The organism is Bradyrhizobium sp. USDA 3262, assembly GCF_054060035.1.
On sequence record NZ_JBSSCT010000001.1, the window covers coordinates 5,152,371 to 5,169,751 of the forward strand.

15 protein-coding genes are annotated in these 17,381 nt (G+C 65.6%); 3 read left to right on the forward strand and 12 right to left on the reverse strand.

The features are described 5' to 3' along the window. Positions 1-81 precede the first annotated feature (81 nt). From ACVWYP_RS23695 to ACVWYP_RS23740, 10 genes are all read right to left on the reverse strand, one after another. Positions 82-1,173 carry a sensor histidine kinase gene (locus ACVWYP_RS23695; RefSeq protein WP_304500066.1) on the reverse strand — a complete coding sequence of 364 codons (1,092 nt, stop codon included), beginning with the start codon at positions 1,171-1,173 and terminating at the stop codon, positions 82-84. Beyond that, positions 1,170-1,610, reverse strand: coding sequence for a response regulator (locus tag ACVWYP_RS23700; protein ID WP_076860123.1), 441 nt, complete (start codon positions 1,608-1,610; stop codon positions 1,170-1,172). The genes ACVWYP_RS23695 and ACVWYP_RS23700 overlap by 4 nt, the downstream gene beginning before the upstream one ends. After that, positions 1,607-3,136: a sensor histidine kinase gene (locus ACVWYP_RS23705; protein ID WP_453946029.1), complete on the reverse strand. Its 1,530-nt coding sequence runs from the start codon at positions 3,134-3,136 to the stop codon at positions 1,607-1,609. Before ACVWYP_RS23705 ends, ACVWYP_RS23700 begins: the two co-directional genes overlap by 4 nt. A 99-nt stretch (positions 3,137-3,235) precedes the next feature. After that, the gene (gene accC, locus ACVWYP_RS23710; RefSeq protein WP_028344933.1) at positions 3,236-4,594 is read right to left on the reverse strand and encodes an acetyl-CoA carboxylase biotin carboxylase subunit; all 1,359 of its coding nucleotides are present in this window, start codon (positions 4,592-4,594) and stop codon (positions 3,236-3,238) included. A 24-nt stretch (positions 4,595-4,618) separates the two neighbouring features. Continuing rightward, positions 4,619-5,110, reverse strand: a complete 492-nt coding sequence (accB, locus tag ACVWYP_RS23715) for an acetyl-CoA carboxylase biotin carboxyl carrier protein (RefSeq protein ID WP_304500068.1) — start codon at positions 5,108-5,110, stop codon at positions 4,619-4,621. 52 nt (positions 5,111-5,162) lie between these two features. After that, positions 5,163-5,636, reverse strand: a complete 474-nt coding sequence (gene aroQ / locus ACVWYP_RS23720; RefSeq protein ID WP_304500069.1) for a type II 3-dehydroquinate dehydratase — start codon at positions 5,634-5,636, stop codon at positions 5,163-5,165. A gap of 352 nt (positions 5,637-5,988) precedes the next feature. Beyond that, positions 5,989-6,810, reverse strand: coding sequence for a DUF1236 domain-containing protein (locus ACVWYP_RS23725; RefSeq protein WP_453946027.1), 822 nt, complete (start codon positions 6,808-6,810; stop codon positions 5,989-5,991). A gap of 127 nt (positions 6,811-6,937) precedes the next feature. Beyond that, positions 6,938-7,144 carry a hypothetical protein gene (locus ACVWYP_RS23730; RefSeq protein ID WP_304500071.1) on the reverse strand — a complete coding sequence of 69 codons (207 nt, stop codon included), beginning with the start codon at positions 7,142-7,144 and terminating at the stop codon, positions 6,938-6,940. A 40-nt stretch (positions 7,145-7,184) separates the two neighbouring features. After that, positions 7,185-7,952 carry a DsbA family protein gene (locus tag ACVWYP_RS23735; RefSeq protein WP_304500072.1) on the reverse strand — a complete coding sequence of 256 codons (768 nt, stop codon included), beginning with the start codon at positions 7,950-7,952 and terminating at the stop codon, positions 7,185-7,187. 87 nt (positions 7,953-8,039) lie between these two features. Next, positions 8,040-9,446: a M48 family metalloprotease gene (locus tag ACVWYP_RS23740; RefSeq protein WP_304500073.1), complete on the reverse strand. Its 1,407-nt coding sequence runs from the start codon at positions 9,444-9,446 to the stop codon at positions 8,040-8,042. 227 nt (positions 9,447-9,673) lie between these two features. Here ACVWYP_RS23740 and ACVWYP_RS23745 point away from each other — a divergent pair, with 227 nt between their 5' ends. Next, the gene (locus ACVWYP_RS23745; RefSeq protein ID WP_453946025.1) at positions 9,674-10,861 is read left to right on the forward strand and encodes a pyridoxal phosphate-dependent aminotransferase; all 1,188 of its coding nucleotides are present in this window, start codon (positions 9,674-9,676) and stop codon (positions 10,859-10,861) included. Between the two features lie 211 nt (positions 10,862-11,072). Then, a complete protein-coding gene (locus tag ACVWYP_RS23750) occupies positions 11,073-12,407 on the forward strand; it encodes a dicarboxylate/amino acid:cation symporter (protein ID WP_304500074.1) in 1,335 nt (444 codons plus the stop codon). Positions 12,408-12,417: 10 nt separating this feature from the next. On the opposite strand, the gene ACVWYP_RS23755 is transcribed toward ACVWYP_RS23750, so the two are convergent. Beyond that, positions 12,418-13,650 (reverse strand): NAD(P)/FAD-dependent oxidoreductase, encoded by a 1,233-nt coding sequence (locus ACVWYP_RS23755; protein ID WP_304500075.1) that lies wholly within the window; start codon positions 13,648-13,650, stop codon positions 12,418-12,420. A gap of 106 nt (positions 13,651-13,756) precedes the next feature. After that, positions 13,757-16,297 (reverse strand): Rne/Rng family ribonuclease, encoded by a 2,541-nt coding sequence (locus ACVWYP_RS23760; RefSeq protein WP_439711180.1) that lies wholly within the window; start codon positions 16,295-16,297, stop codon positions 13,757-13,759. Positions 16,298-16,318: 21 nt separating this feature from the next. Between ACVWYP_RS23760 and ACVWYP_RS23765 the strand changes: the two genes are divergently transcribed. After that, complete coding sequence (locus tag ACVWYP_RS23765) at positions 16,319-17,038, forward strand: hypothetical protein (protein ID WP_304500076.1); 720 nt, start codon at positions 16,319-16,321, stop codon at positions 17,036-17,038. Positions 17,039-17,381 lie beyond the last annotated feature (343 nt).

Here is a 17,381-nt window from a genome sequence, read left to right on the forward strand (position 1 = left end):
CCGGCCGCGATCCAATAACAGCATGACGCAGTCGTTAAAGCGAACCAGACAAATCAATCGAATTTGCCGAAATTTGCGGCATTAGCTGGCGGCGGCGCTTGTCGATTTGTCGAGCGCCGGGCTGACGCGGGCGAACCGCACCACGAAGCGGGTGCCCTTGTGGCCGGGGTCGCGCTCGACGCTGGCATCGAGCTTGGCTGCCATCGCGCTGACGATGCGCTGGCCCATGCCGGTGCCGCGCGGATCGGCCGTGTCGGAAAAGCCGACCCCGTCGTCGCCAATCGCGAGCTGCAGATCGTCGCCTTGCGGCTTCAGCTCGACATGGATCGGGCCGGCGCCGTCGGGATAGGCGTACTTCACGGCATTCATCACCAGCTCGTTGACGATGATGCCGATCGCGACCGCGCGGTCGGGGTCGATCTCGATCGGGTCGGCCTTCAGGGTCAGCCGCGACATCTTGTTGCCTTCGGCCGATCGCCGGAGATCCTCGAGCAGCGCCTCGAGATACTGGTTGAGCATCACCGTCTTGAAGTCGTGCGAGGTGTAGAGGCGGCGGTGCACCTGTGCGACGGCCGCGACGCGCCCCATCGCGTTGGTGAGCGCGGCCTTCACATCCCGCTGGGCCGCGGAGTTGGCCTGCAGATGCAGCAGCGAGGCGATGATCTGCAGCGAATTGCCGACGCGATGATTGACCTCGCGGAGCAGAACCTCACGCTCCGCGGCGAGCGCGGCATAGCGGTCGCGCGAGGCGTGCACCTCGGCCTCGGCCTCGTCGCGCGCCTTCTGGAGCGCGGCCTGCCGGATCGCGCCGTTCACCGCGACCTGGAGCAGGGGGATGAACTCGCCCCTGACGTCCTTGACCAGATAGTCCGCCGCGCCGGCCTTCAGTGCGGTGACGGCGATCGCCGAATCCTGCGACGCCGTGACGAACACCACCGGCGGAGCGTCCGGTATCTTGAGGATCTGCTCCAGCGTCTCCAGCCCGTCGAGGCCGGGCATGTACTGATCGAGCGCGACGACGTCGATGCCGCCCTGGGCGAGCCGGTCGAGGCCTTCCTGGCCGCTTGCGGCGTGCACGACCTTGTAGCCCGCGCGCGTCAGCCCGCGTTCGACCAGGCGCGCCAGCGCCGCGTCGTCGTCGATGTAGAGCAGTGTCGGCGTTGCGCTGGTCATACGGAAGCCGGCGGCACCTGAATCACGGAAAAGAACAGGCCAAGCTGGCGAATGGCGTTGGCAAAGCTTTCGTAGTTCACCGGCTTGGTGATGTAGACGTTGCAACCGAGCTCGTAGCAACGCTTGATCTCCTGGGAGTCGTCGGTCGTGGTCAGCACGACCACCGGCGTCGACTTGAGATACTTGTTCTCCTTGACCCGCTTCAGAATATCGATGCCGGTCATGTCGGGCAGATTGAGATCGAGCAGGATCAGCAGGGCCTGGCCCTTGCGCTCGACGGCGCTGCCGTCCTTGCCGAACAGGTAGTTGACGGCCTCTGTACCGTTGGTGAACGGGATGATCTCATTGTTGACACCTGAGCGCCGGATATTCCGCTCAATCAGGCGGGCATGGCCCTCGTCGTCCTCGATCATGATGATGGTGACTGGATCACTCATGTCACTTTGTCCCGATTCTTGCCTGACCAATTGATAGGCAGCGTGATCGTGAAGGTGCTGCCGTTGTGAAGTTCCGATGCTACCGACATGGTGCCGCCCAGTCTGCGCACAAGTGCGCGGACATGGGCAAGCCCGATGCCCTGACCGGGTTTGTCCTGGGTTCCGGCGCGACGGAACAAATCGAAGATGCGCTGATGGTCCTTCGGATCGATGCCGCGGCCGTTGTCGGTGATCTCGAAGATCGCGAAGCCGAGCTTGGTGCGGCCCTCGATCGAAATCTCGCCGGGAACGCCGTTCCTGAGGTACTTGAGTGCGTTGTCGATCAGATTGGAGAAGATCTGCTCCAGCGCGAGGCGGTCGCTGACGATATTGGGCAACGCGCCGACCTCAACGGTCGCATTGGCCTCGACGGCCTGGTGAGCCACCGTCTTGACGATGCCGTCGATCAGCTCGCGCAGATCGACGCGTTCGGGCTTGAACTCGCGGCGGCCCTCGCGGGTGAGATTGAGGATCGCACTGATCAGGCGGTCCATCTTGGCGATCGACGATTTGATGAAGCCGAGCGATTCGTTGAAATCGTCGGATAGCTGCTTGTCGGAGCCTTCGAGCTCGGGCTCGGCCACATCGGTCGCGTCTTCCGGCATCGCCGGCGCCAGCGACGCGGCGCGATTGAGCGTGGCGATCCGCTTGAAGATGTCGCCGCGCAGTTCCTCGAGCTCGCTGGTGAAGCCCATGATGTTGACCAGCGGCGAGCGCAGATCGTGGCTGACGATATAGGCGAAGCGCTGGATTTCCTCGTTGGCCTCGCGCAGGTCGGAGGTGCGTTCGTCGACGATGGTCTCGAGATTGAGGTTGCTGTCGCGCAGCCTCGCCTCGGCGTCGTCGCGCGCCCGCGATGATCGCCGCAGCAGCACCACCGAGAGAGCGGCAAGCGCCAGCACCATGCAGGAGCCGGCGATGGTGACGGAGGAGGCCAGCACCTGGGTCCTGTCCGCAGTCGCGCTGCGCATCGCGAGCAGCCGATCTTCCTCGGCGCGCATGTCGCGGCCGATCCGGGCGATCGCCTCCAACGCATCGGTCGACGTGCCCTTGCGCAAGATGTCGATGCTGGTCGCCGCGTCGTTGTTCTTGACGCGCTCGATGCTGAGGGCGAACTCGGCGAGGCGCTGCTCGACCGCAGCCTTGAGCTTCGCGGCATTGGCGACCTGCGCCGGATTGTCGACGGTCATCATCTGGAGATGACCGAGCGCGGCCGGGAGTCCCGCTGCAGCGGCCTGGTACTCGGACAGGTATTGTGGTGCTGATGTCAGCAGATACGCCCTGGTCGCGCTTTCGGCGCGCCTGATGTCGAGCAGCAGGTTGGCAACCTGGCTCTCGGTCTCGACGGTGTGGATCACCCAGGCGTTGTCCTCGCGCGCCTTGTTGACCAGCACGACCGACGCCACGCTGACCGCGACCAGCACGAAAAATCCCGCCGACAGCAGCAGGATCTGTAGCGTCGACCGGCGTCGTGAAACGAGCGTCACGACGATCTCGCTATGGGAGTGGGATTCAACGCGTCCCCGTGGAAAGCCAATAACCCTATAGTACGTCTGAGGAAGGGCTGGGTTCCACGGAGTTCCGAACTATTTTGCGGCGTCGGACGGCTGACCGGCGAGGTACTGCTCCAGCCAGTGAATGTGGTAGTCGCCCTCGATGATGTCGGGCTCGCGCACCAGCGCGCGGAACAGCGGCAGCGTCGTCTCGATCCCGTCGACCACCATCTCGTCCAGCGCCCGGCGCAGCCGCATCAGGCATTCGCCGCGGGTCTTGCCGTGCACGATCAGCTTGCCGACCAGCGAGTCGTAATAGGGCGGGATCACATAGCCCTGATAGACGGCGGAATCGATCCGCACGCCGAGGCCGCCAGGCGGATGGAATTGCGTGATCCGTCCGGGCGAGGGACGGAAGGTCTGCGGGTTCTCCGCATTGATGCGGCACTCGATGGCGTGGCCGATGATCGCGATGTCGTCCTGCTTGGCCGGAAGGTCGCCGCCGGCGGCGATCCGGATCTGCTCCAGCACGAGATCGATATCGGTGATGCTTTCGGTGACGGGATGCTCGACCTGGATGCGCGTGTTCATTTCGATGAAATAGAACTCGCCGTCTTCGTAGAGGAATTCGATGGTGCCGACGCCGAGATATTTCATGTCCCGCATCGCCTTGGCGCAGGTCTCGCCGATCCTGGCGCGCGCCGCCGCCGCGAGCACGGGCGAGGGGCCCTCCTCCCAGACCTTCTGGTGACGGCGCTGCAGCGAGCAGTCGCGCTCACCGAGATGGATGGCGCCGCCGCGGCCGTCGCCGAGAATCTGGATCTCGATGTGGCGCGGCTTCTGCAGGTATTTTTCCAGGTAGACCGAGGCGTCGCCGAATGCCGACTTGGCCTCGTTGGCCGCGGTCGAGAGCGCCAGCGCGAGGTCAGCCTCGGTATGGGCGACTTTCATGCCGCGGCCGCCGCCGCCGGCCGCCGCCTTCACCAGCACCGGGAACCCGATGTCCCTGCCGATCGCGAGCGCGTCGGCCTCCGAGGTCACCGCGCCGTCCGAGCCGGGCACCACGGGAATGCCGAGGCGCTTGGCGGTCTTCTTGGCTTCGATCTTGTCGCCCATCAGGCGGATGTGCTCGGCCTTCGGTCCGATGAAGCCCAGATTGTGGTCGGCGAGGATCTCGGCGAAGCGCGCGTTCTCGGACAGGAAGCCGTAACCCGGATGCACGGCGTCGGCGCCGGTGATCTCGCAGGCCGCGAGCAGCGCCGGCACGTTGAGATAGGAATCCTTCGACGGCGGCGGGCCGATGCACACGCTCTCGTCGGCGAGCCGCACATGCATGGCGTCGGCGTCGGCGGTGGAATGCACCGCAACCGTCGAGATGCCGAGCTCCTTGCAGGCGCGCAGCACGCGAAGCGCGATCTCGCCGCGATTGGCTATGAGGATCTTGTCGAACATCGCAGCGCCTGGTGTTGACGGAAGCTATTCAATGATGACGAGCGGCTCGCCGAATTCGACCGGCTGGCCGTCCTCGACGAGAATCTGCGTCACGGTGCCGGCGCGCGGCGACGGGATCTGGTTCATCGTCTTCATCGCCTCGATGATCAGAAGCGTCTGGCCGGCGGAGACCTTGGTGCCGATCTCAATGAACGGCTTGGCGCCCGGCTCGGGCGCCCAATAAGCGGTGCCGACCATCGGCGAGGGCACGGCGCCCGGGTGCTTGGCGAGATCGGTCGCAGCCGTAGCCACCGGGACGGCCATTGCGGACGGTGCGGCAACGCTTGCCACGGTGGGCACCGACGCCGCGATGCTGATGTTGCGCGCGACACGGACACGCAGGCCGGCGCGCTCGATCTCGATCTCGGTCAGATTGGTTTCCGCGAGCAGCAGCGCGAGCTCGCGAATGAGGGCGCTGTCGTCGCTCTTGGAGTCGTTCTTTCTTGCGGCTGATTTGTCGTCTGGCTGGCGCGCCATGCTCTGTGATCCAAAATCTCTGTCTGGTGACGGGGAACGTCAGGATTGACGATTAAGTCTTTGGCTTGGCGTCGATCTTGACGCCGATCCTGGTGGCGAGGCCGATGATGGCAAGCCGGTAGCCGTCGATGCCGAAGCCGCAAAGTGACGCGAAGGCGGCTTTAGCAGTGAACGAGTGGTGCCGGAAGCTTTCGCGGGCGTGGATGTTGCTGACATGAACTTCGACCGCGGGAATCTTGACCGCGACCAGCGCGTCATGCAGCGCGATCGAGGTATGAGAGTAGCCACCGGCGTTGATGATGATGCCGGCCGCCTTCTTGACGTGGGCCTCATGGATGAAGTCGATCAACTCACCCTCGCGGTTGGACTGCCGGCAGTCGGCGATCAGCCCGAACTGGCGCGCGGTGTCCGCGCACAGCTTCTCGACATCGGCGAGGGTGGCATGGCCGTAGGTCTCCGGCTCGCGCGTCCCCAGCAGATTGAGGTTCGGGCCGTTCAGCACATAGATCGTTCCGGCAGCAGCCATTCCAGAGTTTCCTGCCAAGGGTTCCGGCCAAAGGTTCCGAGAGGGGATCCGACAAGGGGTGGAGTGGGCCGGGTTATAGGTAACAACCGGCCTAAGGGGAAGTCTTTAGGTGAAATCGGAACGTCTTCAACAACTTCCTCCGCCCTGTTAGATGGCTGCCCTAACCTACGGAAAATGCTGATTAACCAAATCTTGCGGAAGCTGCCTTCGGCGGGCGCTCCGGCCTGCCATCCACTGGCGCGATGCGGGTTGCGGCCGAAAGCAAGACCCCGCCCCAAAAGGGGCGGGGTCGAGATGAAGGCGAGGGCCCGTCTTCGAGGGCTCGTCTTGGCGCCCTCGCACCGAGGTCGGTTTAGCCCTCGATGATGTAGACGATCTCATGGGTCTCAGGCTGCACGATCACGTAGCGGCCCTTGACCAGGATGAACTGATAGCCGCGCCACTGCGGGTAGATCGTCACGACCCGCTCCGGCACCGGGTAGAAGTGAATGTCGGCCGGAACGCGGGTGCCGACCGCCACGTTGAAGTTCACGTTGGTGGCTTCGGTCACGTGCTCCGACTTGATCGCGGTCGTGATCTGGGTGCGCTTCTCGGCCGGCGGAGCCGCGGTCGCCGACGTTGCCGCGTTACCGGTCGTTGTCTGCGTGCGGCTCGTGTCGTTGGTCTGTGCGCGGTTGGTGTCGGCCGGGCTCTTGGTCTGAGCGTTCTGGTTGGTCGTGGCACCGCTACCGCTCTTGTCACGGCTCTCGGCGTTCATCTTGCCACTCTTGTCACGCTCCTCGGCTTTCATGTTGCCGCTCTTGTCGCGACCCTCGGCCTTCATGTCCTTCGAGCCCTCCTTGGAGCCCTTGGCCGCATCGTTCTCCGAGCTCATGCCCTTCGACTTTTGGGTACTGTCCTGCGCACCCTTGGTGGCCGCGCCGGACTTGTCGGACTCTGCACCCTTCGTGCTCGGGGACTCACCGGTGGTGGAATGCTCGGAACCCTTCATGCCGCTCTTGTCATGCTGCATGGTGCCCGATGACGCGCCACCGGACGGTGCAGACTGCTGCGTGGTTGCGCCACCGCCGGCCCCGGACTCCTTGTTGGCGCCGCCCGCGCCCTGCGCATTCGCAAGGCCGGTGCCGGCGATCAGAGCCGCCGCCGCGACCGAAATCAGAAAGCGGTTAGACATCGTAATTCCTCCTCGTTTTTCAGCATTGCCCGCGCCGACAACGAGAGAGCATGTGCGATGTTCCTGTTGATTTGCGGTTCCTTGCGGTTTGTTTGTTAGGTGAATGCGCGATGAATACGCGGATGCTTCAACCGCACGCCCAGTCGAACTCTATGCTCGCAAGATCGAGCTGGCCGTTGCCGCCGCCGAAATTGAAGCCGCCGAAATGCTCTTCGATCTCGAGATTAGGTCGCGCTGTATTTTGGCTTCCCGCGACTTCCGTTGTTGGCGACGGCCCCCGGTTGCGATCCGCGCGGAATCGGTTCGGCGACGGCAATAAAAAATCCGGCTGCATGCCAGCCGGATTTGTACGCGATGAGCTGTCGGAGCGGCGATCAGCAGGTCGCCTTGCCGCAGCGGGCAATGCCGATCTTTTCCTTGAGATTGTCGACGCCGACGGCGCCGATCACGACCTGCTTGCCGATCACGTAGCTCGGCGTGCCGTTCATGCCCATGGATTCGGCGAGGCGGAAGTTCTCCTCGATGGTCGCCTTCACTTCGGGGCTCGCCATATCCTTCTCGATCTTCGTTATGTCGAGACCGACTTCCTTGGCGACCGCCAGCGCGCGCGCCTTGTCGGCGGCGCCGCGGCCGCCGAGCAGCTTCTGGTGGAAATCGAGATATTTCTTGCCGGTCGGATCCTGCATGCGCACGGCGACCGCGACCTGCGCGGCCTCGACCGAGCCCTGGCTCAGCACCGGGAATTCCTTCAGCACGACCTTCAGCTTCGGATCCGCCTTCATCAAATCGAGCATGTCGGACATCGCGCGCTTGCAGTAGCCGCAATTGTAATCGAAGAACTCGACGAAGGTGACGTCGCCGTCCTTGTTGCCGAGCATGACGCCGCGCGGCGAATTGAAGATGGTGTCGGCGTTCTTGGCGACGCTCTGCTCATGCTTCTCGGCTTCGGCGGCGGCCTGCCGCTTGCTCAGCTCGTTCATCGCCTCCTCGAGCACCTCCGGATGCGCGATCAGATAGTTGCGCACGATGGTCTCGATGTCGCCGCGCTGGGTGTCGGTGAAGCTCTGCGCGGACGCCGAAAGCGGCGCGGCGCAAACGCCGAGCGCGAGCAGGGCGGGGGCAAGAAAACGAAGCGCTGGCATGACAAAATCCTTGTTCGCGGTGGCTCAAAAAAGCGGCGTGGCCGTGAGCCGGTTTCGGTGATCGTTGTATGGAACTACGGTTTATTTCTAGTTGTTTTTCTGACCCGGCATGGGCTTGGCGCTCACAATGTCGTCAGCTTTGACCCAGCCGGGCGTGCCGATCGCGAACCGCGTCTTGGCGCGTGACGCAAGGTCGCGGGCGGTCTTGGTGTCGCCGCGGAGATAGGCCGCCTGCGCCGAGGCGAGGTCGGCCTGGGCATAGTCGCCCTTGCGGCCATAGGCCATCGCGAGCTGGGTATAGCCGAGCGGCGCCTCGGGCTCGCGCGCCACCGCGGCGCGCAGCATGTTGACCGCCTCGTCGGTGTAGGCCTTGTTGTCGGAGGCGACCAGCGCCTGGCCGAGCAGCATCTCGATCAGCGGGGAATTGCTGGAGAGCTGCACCGCGCGGCGCAGCGGCGCGATGGCTTCGGCGGGCCGGCCGCCTTCGAGCAGCGCCTGGCCGCGCAACTCGTAGAAATAGGGATTGTTGGGCTGCACCTGGATCAAGCCGTCGATCTGCGCGATCGCCGAGCGCAGGTCGCCGTGCAGATAGGTCGTGATCGCGCGTGCATAGCGCGCCGGCAGGCTGGTGTTGGACAGCGGATAGCGGCGGTAGACCGTGTCCTGCCGCTCCATGAAGCCCGAGATCTTGGCGCGCATCATGTCGTGGCGCAGCTGCAGCGCCGGATCGTCCTTCTTGTCCCAATAGGGGCTGGAGCGCGCCAATTCCTGCAGCGCGGAGACGCGATCGACCGGCATCGGGTGCGACTGCAAATAGGGGTCGGCCCCGCGCGAGGCAAACAGGCTCTCGTCGGTGAAGCGCTTGAACGTCTCGTACATGCCGCGGGCCGACTGTCCGGTCGCGTTCAGGAACTTGACGCCGGCGCGGTCGGCGTTCTCTTCCTGCTGGCGCTGATAGGACAACAGCGTGCGCTGAATGACCGCTTGCGGCGCCGAGATCGCCGCGGCGCCGGCGCTGGAGAGACCGTTTCCGCCACCGCGGCCGCCCGCACCCGCGGCAAGCGCGCCGACGCCGAGCAGCATCGCGATGATCATCTGGGTCTGGGCCTGCGCCAGCTGCTCGCGCATCTTGGCGAGATGGCCGCCGGCGAGGTGGCCGGTCTCGTGCGCCAGCACGCCGATGATCTGGTTCGGCGTCTCCGATTGCAGCAGCGCACCGTAATTGACGAAGATGCGCCGGCCGTCGGCGACGAAGGCGTTGAACGAGCCGTCGTTGATGATCACGATCTGGATGTTCTGCTTCTCCAGACCGGCGGCGCGCAGGATCGGCCTTGTGTATTCGCGCAGCAGCTGCTCGGACTCGGTGTCGCGCAGCACCGGCGGGCCTTTTTGCTGGGCTCGCGCAGGGACGACGGGCCCGACCGCGAGCGCAACCGCAGTCATGAATGCGGTCAGCTTGAAGGTCCTGGTGCGAAGCGCGAGGCGGAACAGCATGGGCGATCTATCGGCGATGACTGGCCGCGCCGGCACACGTCCGGGGTCCGGGGCCGACCGGATTTGGCGCGTGGCGCAGTCTGTTGTTTTTGCAGTTCTTCTTCACGCGAACCGGGTATTCACTTGGCCTGAAAGCGTTATAAGGAGCCACCGAATGCGGCCAGTCTGGGGCGGCAGCCGGTAACGGGAACCCGAATTCGGCAGCGGCCGTGCAATAGCAGAAATCCATGCGTGAAGCGACACCGAGAGACCGCGTAAACAGCCTGTTGACGGCGTCCGGACGGAGCGATGTTCCGCCGTTCATGGTGATGGACGTGATGGCGGCCGCCGCGCGAATCGAGGCCGCCGGCGGCCATGTCATCCATATGGAGGTGGGGCAGCCTGCCGCAGGCGCACCGAAGCCGGCGATCGCGGCCGCGCAGGCCGCGCTTGCGGACGGTCGGATCGACTACACCTCGGCGCTCGGCATTCCCTCGCTGCGCGCGCGCATCGCCCGGCACTATCGCGACACGTATGGTTGCGCGGTTGACGCGGAGCGCATCATCGTCACCACCGGCTCGTCGGGTGGGTTCATCCTGGCGTTTCTTGCGATGTTCGAGCCGGGCGACCGGGTCGCCGTGACCGTGCCGGGCTATCCGCCGTACCGGCATATCCTGACCGCGCTGGGCTGCGAGCCGGTGCTGATCGAGACCTCCGGCGACACCCGCCATGCCCTGACCGGCGAAGCGCTGCTCGCCGCCCATCGCAAGGCGCCGCTGAAGGGCGTGCTGGTCGGCAGCCCTGCCAACCCGACCGGCACCATGATGTCGCGCGAGGCGCTGTCGAGCCTGATGGCGGCTGCCGACAGCGCGGGCATCCGCTTCATCTCTGACGAGATTTATCACGGCCTCGACTACGCGTTTCCTGCGGTGACGGCCGCCGAGCTGTCGCCGAACGCGCTCGTGATCAACTCGTTCTCGAAGTACTTCTGCATGACCGGTTGGCGTGTCGGCTGGATGGTGGTTCCCGACGTGCTGGTGCGGCCGATCGAGCGGCTGCAGCAGAACCTTTCGATCTCGGTGCCGACCCTGTCGCAGATCGCGGCCGAAGCGGCGTTCGAAGGCCGCGAGGAGATGGAGGCGATCAAGCGCGGCTATCAGGAGAACCGCCGCATCCTGATCGAGGGGCTGCCGAAGGCCGGCCTGACCAAATTCCTCCCCGCTGACGGCGCGTTCTACCTGTATGCCGACGTCTCCGACTTCACCTCCGACAGCTTCGCCTTCGCCAGCGAGATGCTCGAGAGGGCGCATGTCGCGGCGACCCCCGGCGTCGATTTCGATCCGATCCACGGCCGCGCCTTCATCCGTTTTTCCTATGCACGCTCGGCCGCGGAGATGCAGGAAGCAGTTGCGCGGATCGCGCATTGGCTTAAATAGCCCGCGAACTCCAAGCGCTTTAAGAGCCTTCAAGAGCCGTCCGGAGTTCGCTTTGCCTTTCGGATCGGTTTCGCAGCGCAGCGTCGTGGTTTCACCGGCGCTGTGGCGGGCGGATCATCGCGGATAAGCGGCAGGGCCCACACAGTTCCATTTGACTTGAGCGGCCAAGTTGATCTTGGCTATTTCCGCCATTTCTGAGGGGGAGTGACACATGGCGACGACAACCGTTGCCACGACTGCACCGGCGAGCACCGGCAGCAAGCCGTGGTATAAAGTTCTCTATGTCCAGGTCCTGATCGCGATCGTGCTCGGCGCATTGGTCGGCTGGTTGTGGCCCGGCCTTGCCACCAACGAGTGGATCAAGGCGCTCGGCGACGGCTTCATCAAGCTGATCAAGATGGTGATCGCGCCGATCATCTTCTGCACCGTGGTGTCGGGCATCGCCCATATACAAGATGCCAAGAAGGTCGGCCGCATCGGCGTCAAGGCGCTGGTGTATTTCGAGGTCGTCTCGACCTTCGCGCTGGTGATCGGATTGCTCGTCGGCAATCTGGTCAGGCCCGGCGCCGGCTTCGGCAACGCGGCGGCGAATGCGCAGGCGGTTGCCGGCTACGCCAAGCAGGCGGAGGCGCAGAAGAGCGTCGACTTCGTGCTGCACATCATTCCCGACACCGTGGTCGGCGCATTCGCGCAGGGCGAGATCCTGCAGGTGCTGCTGTTCTCGGTGCTGTTCGGCTTCGCGATCATGGGCCTCGGTGAGCGCGGCCACACCATCCGCTCGTTCATCGACGACGCCGCGCACGCGGTGTTCGGCGTCATCTCGATCGTGATGCGCGCGGCGCCGATCGGTGCGTTCGGCGCGATGGCCTTCACCATCGGCAAGTTCGGCACCGGCGCCATCCTCAACCTGATGGGGCTGATCGCGACGTTCTATCTGACCGCCGCGCTGTTCGTGTTCGTGGTGCTCGGCATCATTGCGCGGGTCGCCGGGTTCTCGATCTTCAAGTTCCTGGCCTACATCAAGGACGAGCTCCTGATCGTGCTCGGCACCTCGTCCTCCGAGAGCGCGCTGCCGTCATTGATGGAGAAGCTCGAACGGCTCGGCTGCTCGAAATCCGTGGTCGGCCTCGTGGTGCCCACGGGCTATTCGTTCAACCTCGACGGCACCAACATCTACATGACGCTGGCGACCCTGTTCATCGCGCAGGCGCTGGGCTTCGATCTCACTTTCAGCCAGCAGATCACCATCCTGATCGTGGCGATGCTAACCTCGAAGGGCGCCTCCGGCATCACCGGTGCCGGCTTCATCACGCTGGCGGCGACGCTTGCGGTGGTCGATCCGCGGCTGGTGCCGGGCATGGCGATCGTGCTCGGCATCGACAAGTTCATGAGCGAGTGCCGCGCGCTGACGAATCTGTGCGGCAACGGCGTCGCCTGCGTGATCGTCGCCTGGTGGGAGGGCGAGCTCGATCGCGACAAGCTCAACGCTAATCTCGCCCGGCAGATCGACCCGACCGACATGGAGACCGCGCTGACGACGGACTAATTCTCCTTCGTCAGAACCGGTCCAGCCGATACGGCGAGGTGTCCACGGAGGATGCCTCGCCGTTCATCGTTTCGGCCAGCACGCGCGCGGTCGCGGGGCCGAGCGTGAAGCCCTGATGGCCGTGACCGAAATTGACCCACAGCCCGCGATGGCGCGGCACCGGCCCGAGCACCGGCAGCATGTCGGTCGTGCAGGGGCGGGTGCCGAACCACGGCTCGGGCTCGACGCGGCTGCCGATCTCGATCAGCTCGCGCGCGGCCGCTTCGGCGTAGCCGAGCTGGATCGGCGTCGCCGGTGCGTCGGGACTGGTCAGCTCCGCGCCGGTGGTGATGCGGATGCCCTTGGCCATCGGCGCCATCGCGTAGCCGTTCGCGGTGTCGACCAGCGGCAGGTCGAGCGAGCGGCCGCCCTGGTAGTGCATGTGGTAGCCGCGCTTGCGCACCAGCGGGATCCGGTAGCCGAACTTGCGGAGCAATTGCGGTGACCACGGCCCGAGCGTGACCACGACATGGGCGGCATCGATCCGGCCGCCACTGGTGTCGACCGACCAGCCGGACGTCGTTTCCGTCAGCGTCTGCGCATCACCGCGCAGCAGCGTGCCGCCGAGACGCTCGAACAATCCGGCATAGGCGGAAACCAGCCCGCCGGGGTCCGACACGGTCCAGGGCCCAAGCCAGTGGATGGCGCCGGGCAGGTCGTCGCGCAGCAGCGGCTCCGCCTTGGCGAGCTCGCGGCCATCGAGCACGCGAAACGTCACGCCGAAATCGCGCTGGTTCTCCTCTGCGACAGCAATCGCCTGCTCCAGCGCGGCCGGGTCGCGATGCAGCAGGCGATAGCCGGCACGGCGGATCAGATTGTCGGCATGGGCGTCGCGGATCAGCGTGTCGTGCTCGGCGGTGGCGTAGGCGATCAGGCGCGCCCAGGCGAGGGTGGCTTCGCGGTGCCGCTCGGGCGTCGAGTTCCACCAATAGCGCAGCAGCGGGCCGGCGTGCTGCGGCAGCGACGCCAGGCGATAGCGCACATCGTTGGTGCGCCCCATCGCGATCCTGGCGAGCGTGGCGGGATCGCGCGGCATCGGGTAGGGCCGCACCGCCTCGCTCTGAATGATGCCGGCATTGCCGTAGCTGGTTTCGCGGCCCGGTTCCTTGCGGTCGACGAGCGTCACCGACCAGCCGCGACGCTGCAGATGCAGCGCCGTGCTGACGCCCACCATGCCGCCGCCAAGAACGATCGCGCTTTGCATTGGGATCCGTCTCCGTCAGGCTCCGTTACGCCGGCGTCTGACGAACGGATTGCCTGTTCAATAAAAACGCCCGGCGTGAACCGGGCGTTTTGACTTACAGGTGGTGCTAGTTGCCGCCGCCGAAGCGGCGCGACCACCAGCCCTTGCGGGCCGGAGCCTCGGCCGCACCGGCCGGTGCCGGCTCTGGAGCAGCCGCGGCCGGCTCAGGGGCAGCTTCCTCCGCCGGGCTCTGAACCAGCGCCGCTGATGCCTCGGGCAGTGGGCTCGACGCGAAGTTGACCTTTTCGCGCACCGTCGAGCGGCGGCGCTGCGCACGGTCGCCTTCGGCCGCCGTGTCCTCGGCAGCAGTCGCCGCGGCAGTTTCGGGCTCGAGTGCCGCGACCGGCTCAACAGGCTCAACGGGTGCGACTTCGGTCGGCCGCCACTCCGGCGGCTCGGCGACCAGCTCGGGCTGCGCCAGCGAGGGAGCCGGCTCCGCATCATGGCTATCGAAATCGGCGACTGCGTCGGAGGCCTCCGACGTCGCCGCCGGGCTCAACTCATCGGAGATCGATCCGGCGAGACCGTCGTCCGGTCCGCCACTGCCGCGCCGGCGGCGGCCGCCACGACGTCCGCGGCGCCGCGGACGGCGATCGCCATTGCCGGCCTGGTCGTCGCGGGCAGCGCCCTGCTGCTCGTCGCCTTCGTCCTCATCGCCTTCGGCATCGGCGGCGGCAATTGCCTCGGTGCCTTCGGGCAGGACATGCATGAGATCGCCGTCCTCGCGCGGCTGCTGGGCGCCTTCACGCGCCTCGCTGCCGCCGCGGCCGCGACGCCGGCGGCGCCGCTTGCGGCGCTGACCGTCGCCTTCGCCCTCGGCGGAGCCTGATTCATCACCGGCCGCCCGCTCGTCGGCGAGGCCCTCGGTCTCATCGGTCTCGATCTCGGCCTCGTATTCGAACAGCTCTTCCTCGTCATCGGCCTCTTCGGCCTGGGCCGGCGCAGCGGCGGCCTGCGCAGCGAGCAGCGCCTTGGCGGCTTCGAGCGTATGCACCTGCTCGCCGCGGTCGATGATGTAGGACTGCTGGCCGTGCACCGTGGCGTCCGCGACGATCGACAGCGAAACCCGGAAGGAGTCTTCGAGATCGCGCAGATGGCCGCGCTTGTGGTTGAGCACGTACAGCGCGACGTCGGTACGGGTGCGGACCACCAGATTGTGGGTCGCGCCCTTCATCAGGATTTCCTCGATGCCGCGCAGCAGTTGCAGCGCCACCGACGAGACCGAACGGACGTGACCGCTTCCGCCGCATTGCGGGCAGGGCTCCGTCGAGCTTTCGAGCACGCTGGCGCGGATGCGCTGGCGCGACATTTCCAAGAGGCCGAAATGCGAGATGCGGCCGACCTGGATCCGCGCACGGTCCTGGCGCAGGCAGTCGGACAGCTTGCGCTCGACCGCGCGGTTGTTGCGCTTCTCGTCCATGTCGATGAAGTCGATGACGATCAGGCCGGCGAGGTCACGCAGGCGCAATTGGCGCGCGACTTCTTCCGCCGCTTCCAGATTGGTCTTGAGCGCGGTGTCCTCGATATGGTGCTCGCGCGTGGCGCGGCCGGAGTTGACGTCGATCGAGACCAGCGCCTCGGTCTGGTTGATCACGATGTAGCCGCCGGAGCGCAACTGCACGGTCGGCGAGAACATGGCGTCGAGCTGGCTTTCGACGCCCATGCGCGAGAACAGCGGCTGGCCGTCGCGATACTGCTTCACCGCGCGCACATTGGCCGGCATCAGCATCTTCATGAAGTCGCGCGCTTCACGGTAGCCGGCTTCGCCCGCCACCTGGATCTCGTCGATCTCCTTGTTGTAGAGGTCGCGCAGCGAGCGCTTGATCAGCGAGCCTTCCTCGTAGACCAGCGTCGGCGCCTGCGACTTCAGCGTCAGGTCGCGCACCGTTTCCCACATCCGGATCAGGTATTCGAAGTCGCGCTTGATCTCCGGCTTGCTGCGGGAGGCGCCGGCGGTGCGCAGGATGATCCCCATGCCCTCGGGCACGTCGAGATCCTGCACCACTTCCTTCAGCCGCGAACGGTCCTGGGCGGAGGTGATCTTGCGGCTGATGCCGCCGCCGCGCGCGGTGTTGGGCATCAGCACGGCGTAGCGGCCGGCGAGCGACAGATAGGTGGTCAGCGCGGCGCCCTTGTTGCCGCGCTCTTCTTTGACGACCTGCACCAGCATCACCTGCCGGCGCTTGATCACTTCCTGGATCTTGTACTGGCGGCGCGGACGGAACGGGCGTTCCGGAACCTCCTCGAGCACGTCGTCGCCGCCGACCGACTCGACGACGTCCTCTTCCTCGCCTTCCTCGCCGTCATCCTCTTCGTCATCTTCGCCGGCCTCGTCGCCAGGCCCGGTCTCGGGCGCAACCACCTCGGCGAGCGCGCCGTATTCGGCGACCGCGTGTTCATCGGCGGTGGCGTGAACGTCGTCGGAAACCACATGCGGCGCGTCGTCGGCATGCGCGGCGTTTTCCTCGATCTGCTCCTCATGGACCCGCTCGGGCTCATGATTGACCTCGACCGCCTCGACGGTCTCGGGCGCGGCTGACGCGGCGGAGGCTTCGACCACCGCAACGACGGGGTCGGACGGGGCGTCGGCAGCCGCCGGCTCGCTCACTTCGGCGGCGTGGTCGTGATCATGCGCATGATCGTGGTCGTGGTGGTCGTCGTGACCATGATCGTGGTGGCCATGATCGTCGTGGCCATGATCATGGTCCTCGTGATGCGCATGATCATGCGACTCATGCTCGTGGCCTTCGTGGGCGACCACGCCGTGATCGTGGTGCTCGGCATCATGTTCATGATGCTCGGCATCGACGGGATGTTCGTGACCCTCGATGGTGGGCAGCGCCTGCGTGTCGCTCGCACCCTCGATCACCTCGCTCTGGACGCGCTCGCCATGGCCGCGGCGACGGGCATTGCGATGGCGCGACCGGCGGCGATGGCCGCGGTTCTCGTGCTCTTCCTCGGCCTCGCGATGGGCGCGCTCGTCGGCTTCGATCAGCGCCTGACGGTCGGCGACCGGGATCTGGTAATAGTCGGGATGGATTTCGCTGAAGGCCAGGAAGCCGTGCCGGTTGCCGCCATACTCGATGAAGGCGGCCTGCAGCGACGGCTCTACGCGCGTAACCTTGGCGAGATAAATGTTGCCGCGCAGCTGTTTGCGCTGGGCGGTCTCGAAATCAAACTCTTCGACGCGATTGCCACGGACCACAACGACCCGGGTCTCTTCCGGGTGGGTGGCATCGATCAACATCTTGTTGGGCATTTTGGAGCTCTTGACGGCGGCGGGCGCGGATCATGGCGCGCGCAAACTGCGCCGCCCGGTGACGCGACGGTCCACCTGATTCGGGGGTGAGGGGAAGGCCGAAACGCATCTCGCGGCGCAGCGCCGGACGGGAACTCACCGGGATGATGCGACGGGCGAAGTTTTCACCTCGCGTCAGCGCGATCATTCGGGGGATCCTGGTCGGCAATACAGTCTGGCGCATTAAGCGTCGGCCCGTCTAAACATGTTGGCGGCGAAAAATACCGCCGTATCTTTTGCTGAAAGCCCCGCCTGGCGCCGAAGCGCCCGCCGGCCATCGCATATCGAGGCCCCAAGGGACCGGATAATCGGTTATGCCATGTCTCAAACCGTCCCTCTGGCGAGGGAGTGTGCCTGGGACCGGACGCCGCTCGGGCTTGAATCCGCCACTCCG

Excerpts from the sequence above, each read along its gene's own strand:
- ACVWYP_RS23695 (WP_304500066.1), bottom strand. The coding sequence starts at position 1,173 with ATGACCAGCGCAACGCCGACACTGCTCTACATCGACGACGACGCGGCG.
- ACVWYP_RS23700 (WP_076860123.1), bottom strand. The coding sequence starts at position 1,610 with ATGAGTGATCCAGTCACCATCATCATGATCGAGGACGACGAGGGCCAT.
- accC (WP_028344933.1), bottom strand. The coding sequence starts at position 4,594 with ATGTTCGACAAGATCCTCATAGCCAATCGCGGCGAGATCGCGCTTCGC.
- accB (WP_304500068.1), bottom strand. The coding sequence starts at position 5,110 with ATGGCGCGCCAGCCAGACGACAAATCAGCCGCAAGAAAGAACGACTCC.
- aroQ (WP_304500069.1), bottom strand. The coding sequence starts at position 5,636 with ATGGCTGCTGCCGGAACGATCTATGTGCTGAACGGCCCGAACCTCAAT.
- ACVWYP_RS23725 (WP_453946027.1), bottom strand. The coding sequence starts at position 6,810 with ATGTCTAACCGCTTTCTGATTTCGGTCGCGGCGGCGGCTCTGATCGCC.
- ACVWYP_RS23730 (WP_304500071.1), bottom strand. The coding sequence starts at position 7,144 with ATGCAGCCGGATTTTTTATTGCCGTCGCCGAACCGATTCCGCGCGGAT.
- ACVWYP_RS23735 (WP_304500072.1), bottom strand. The coding sequence starts at position 7,952 with ATGCCAGCGCTTCGTTTTCTTGCCCCCGCCCTGCTCGCGCTCGGCGTT.
- ACVWYP_RS23740 (WP_304500073.1), bottom strand. The coding sequence starts at position 9,446 with ATGCTGTTCCGCCTCGCGCTTCGCACCAGGACCTTCAAGCTGACCGCA.
- ACVWYP_RS23745 (WP_453946025.1), top strand. The coding sequence starts at position 9,674 with ATGCGTGAAGCGACACCGAGAGACCGCGTAAACAGCCTGTTGACGGCG.
- ACVWYP_RS23750 (WP_304500074.1), top strand. The coding sequence starts at position 11,073 with ATGGCGACGACAACCGTTGCCACGACTGCACCGGCGAGCACCGGCAGC.
- ACVWYP_RS23755 (WP_304500075.1), bottom strand. The coding sequence starts at position 13,650 with ATGCAAAGCGCGATCGTTCTTGGCGGCGGCATGGTGGGCGTCAGCACG.
- ACVWYP_RS23765 (WP_304500076.1), top strand. The coding sequence starts at position 16,319 with ATGCGCATGATCGTGGTCGTGGTGGTCGTCGTGACCATGATCGTGGTG.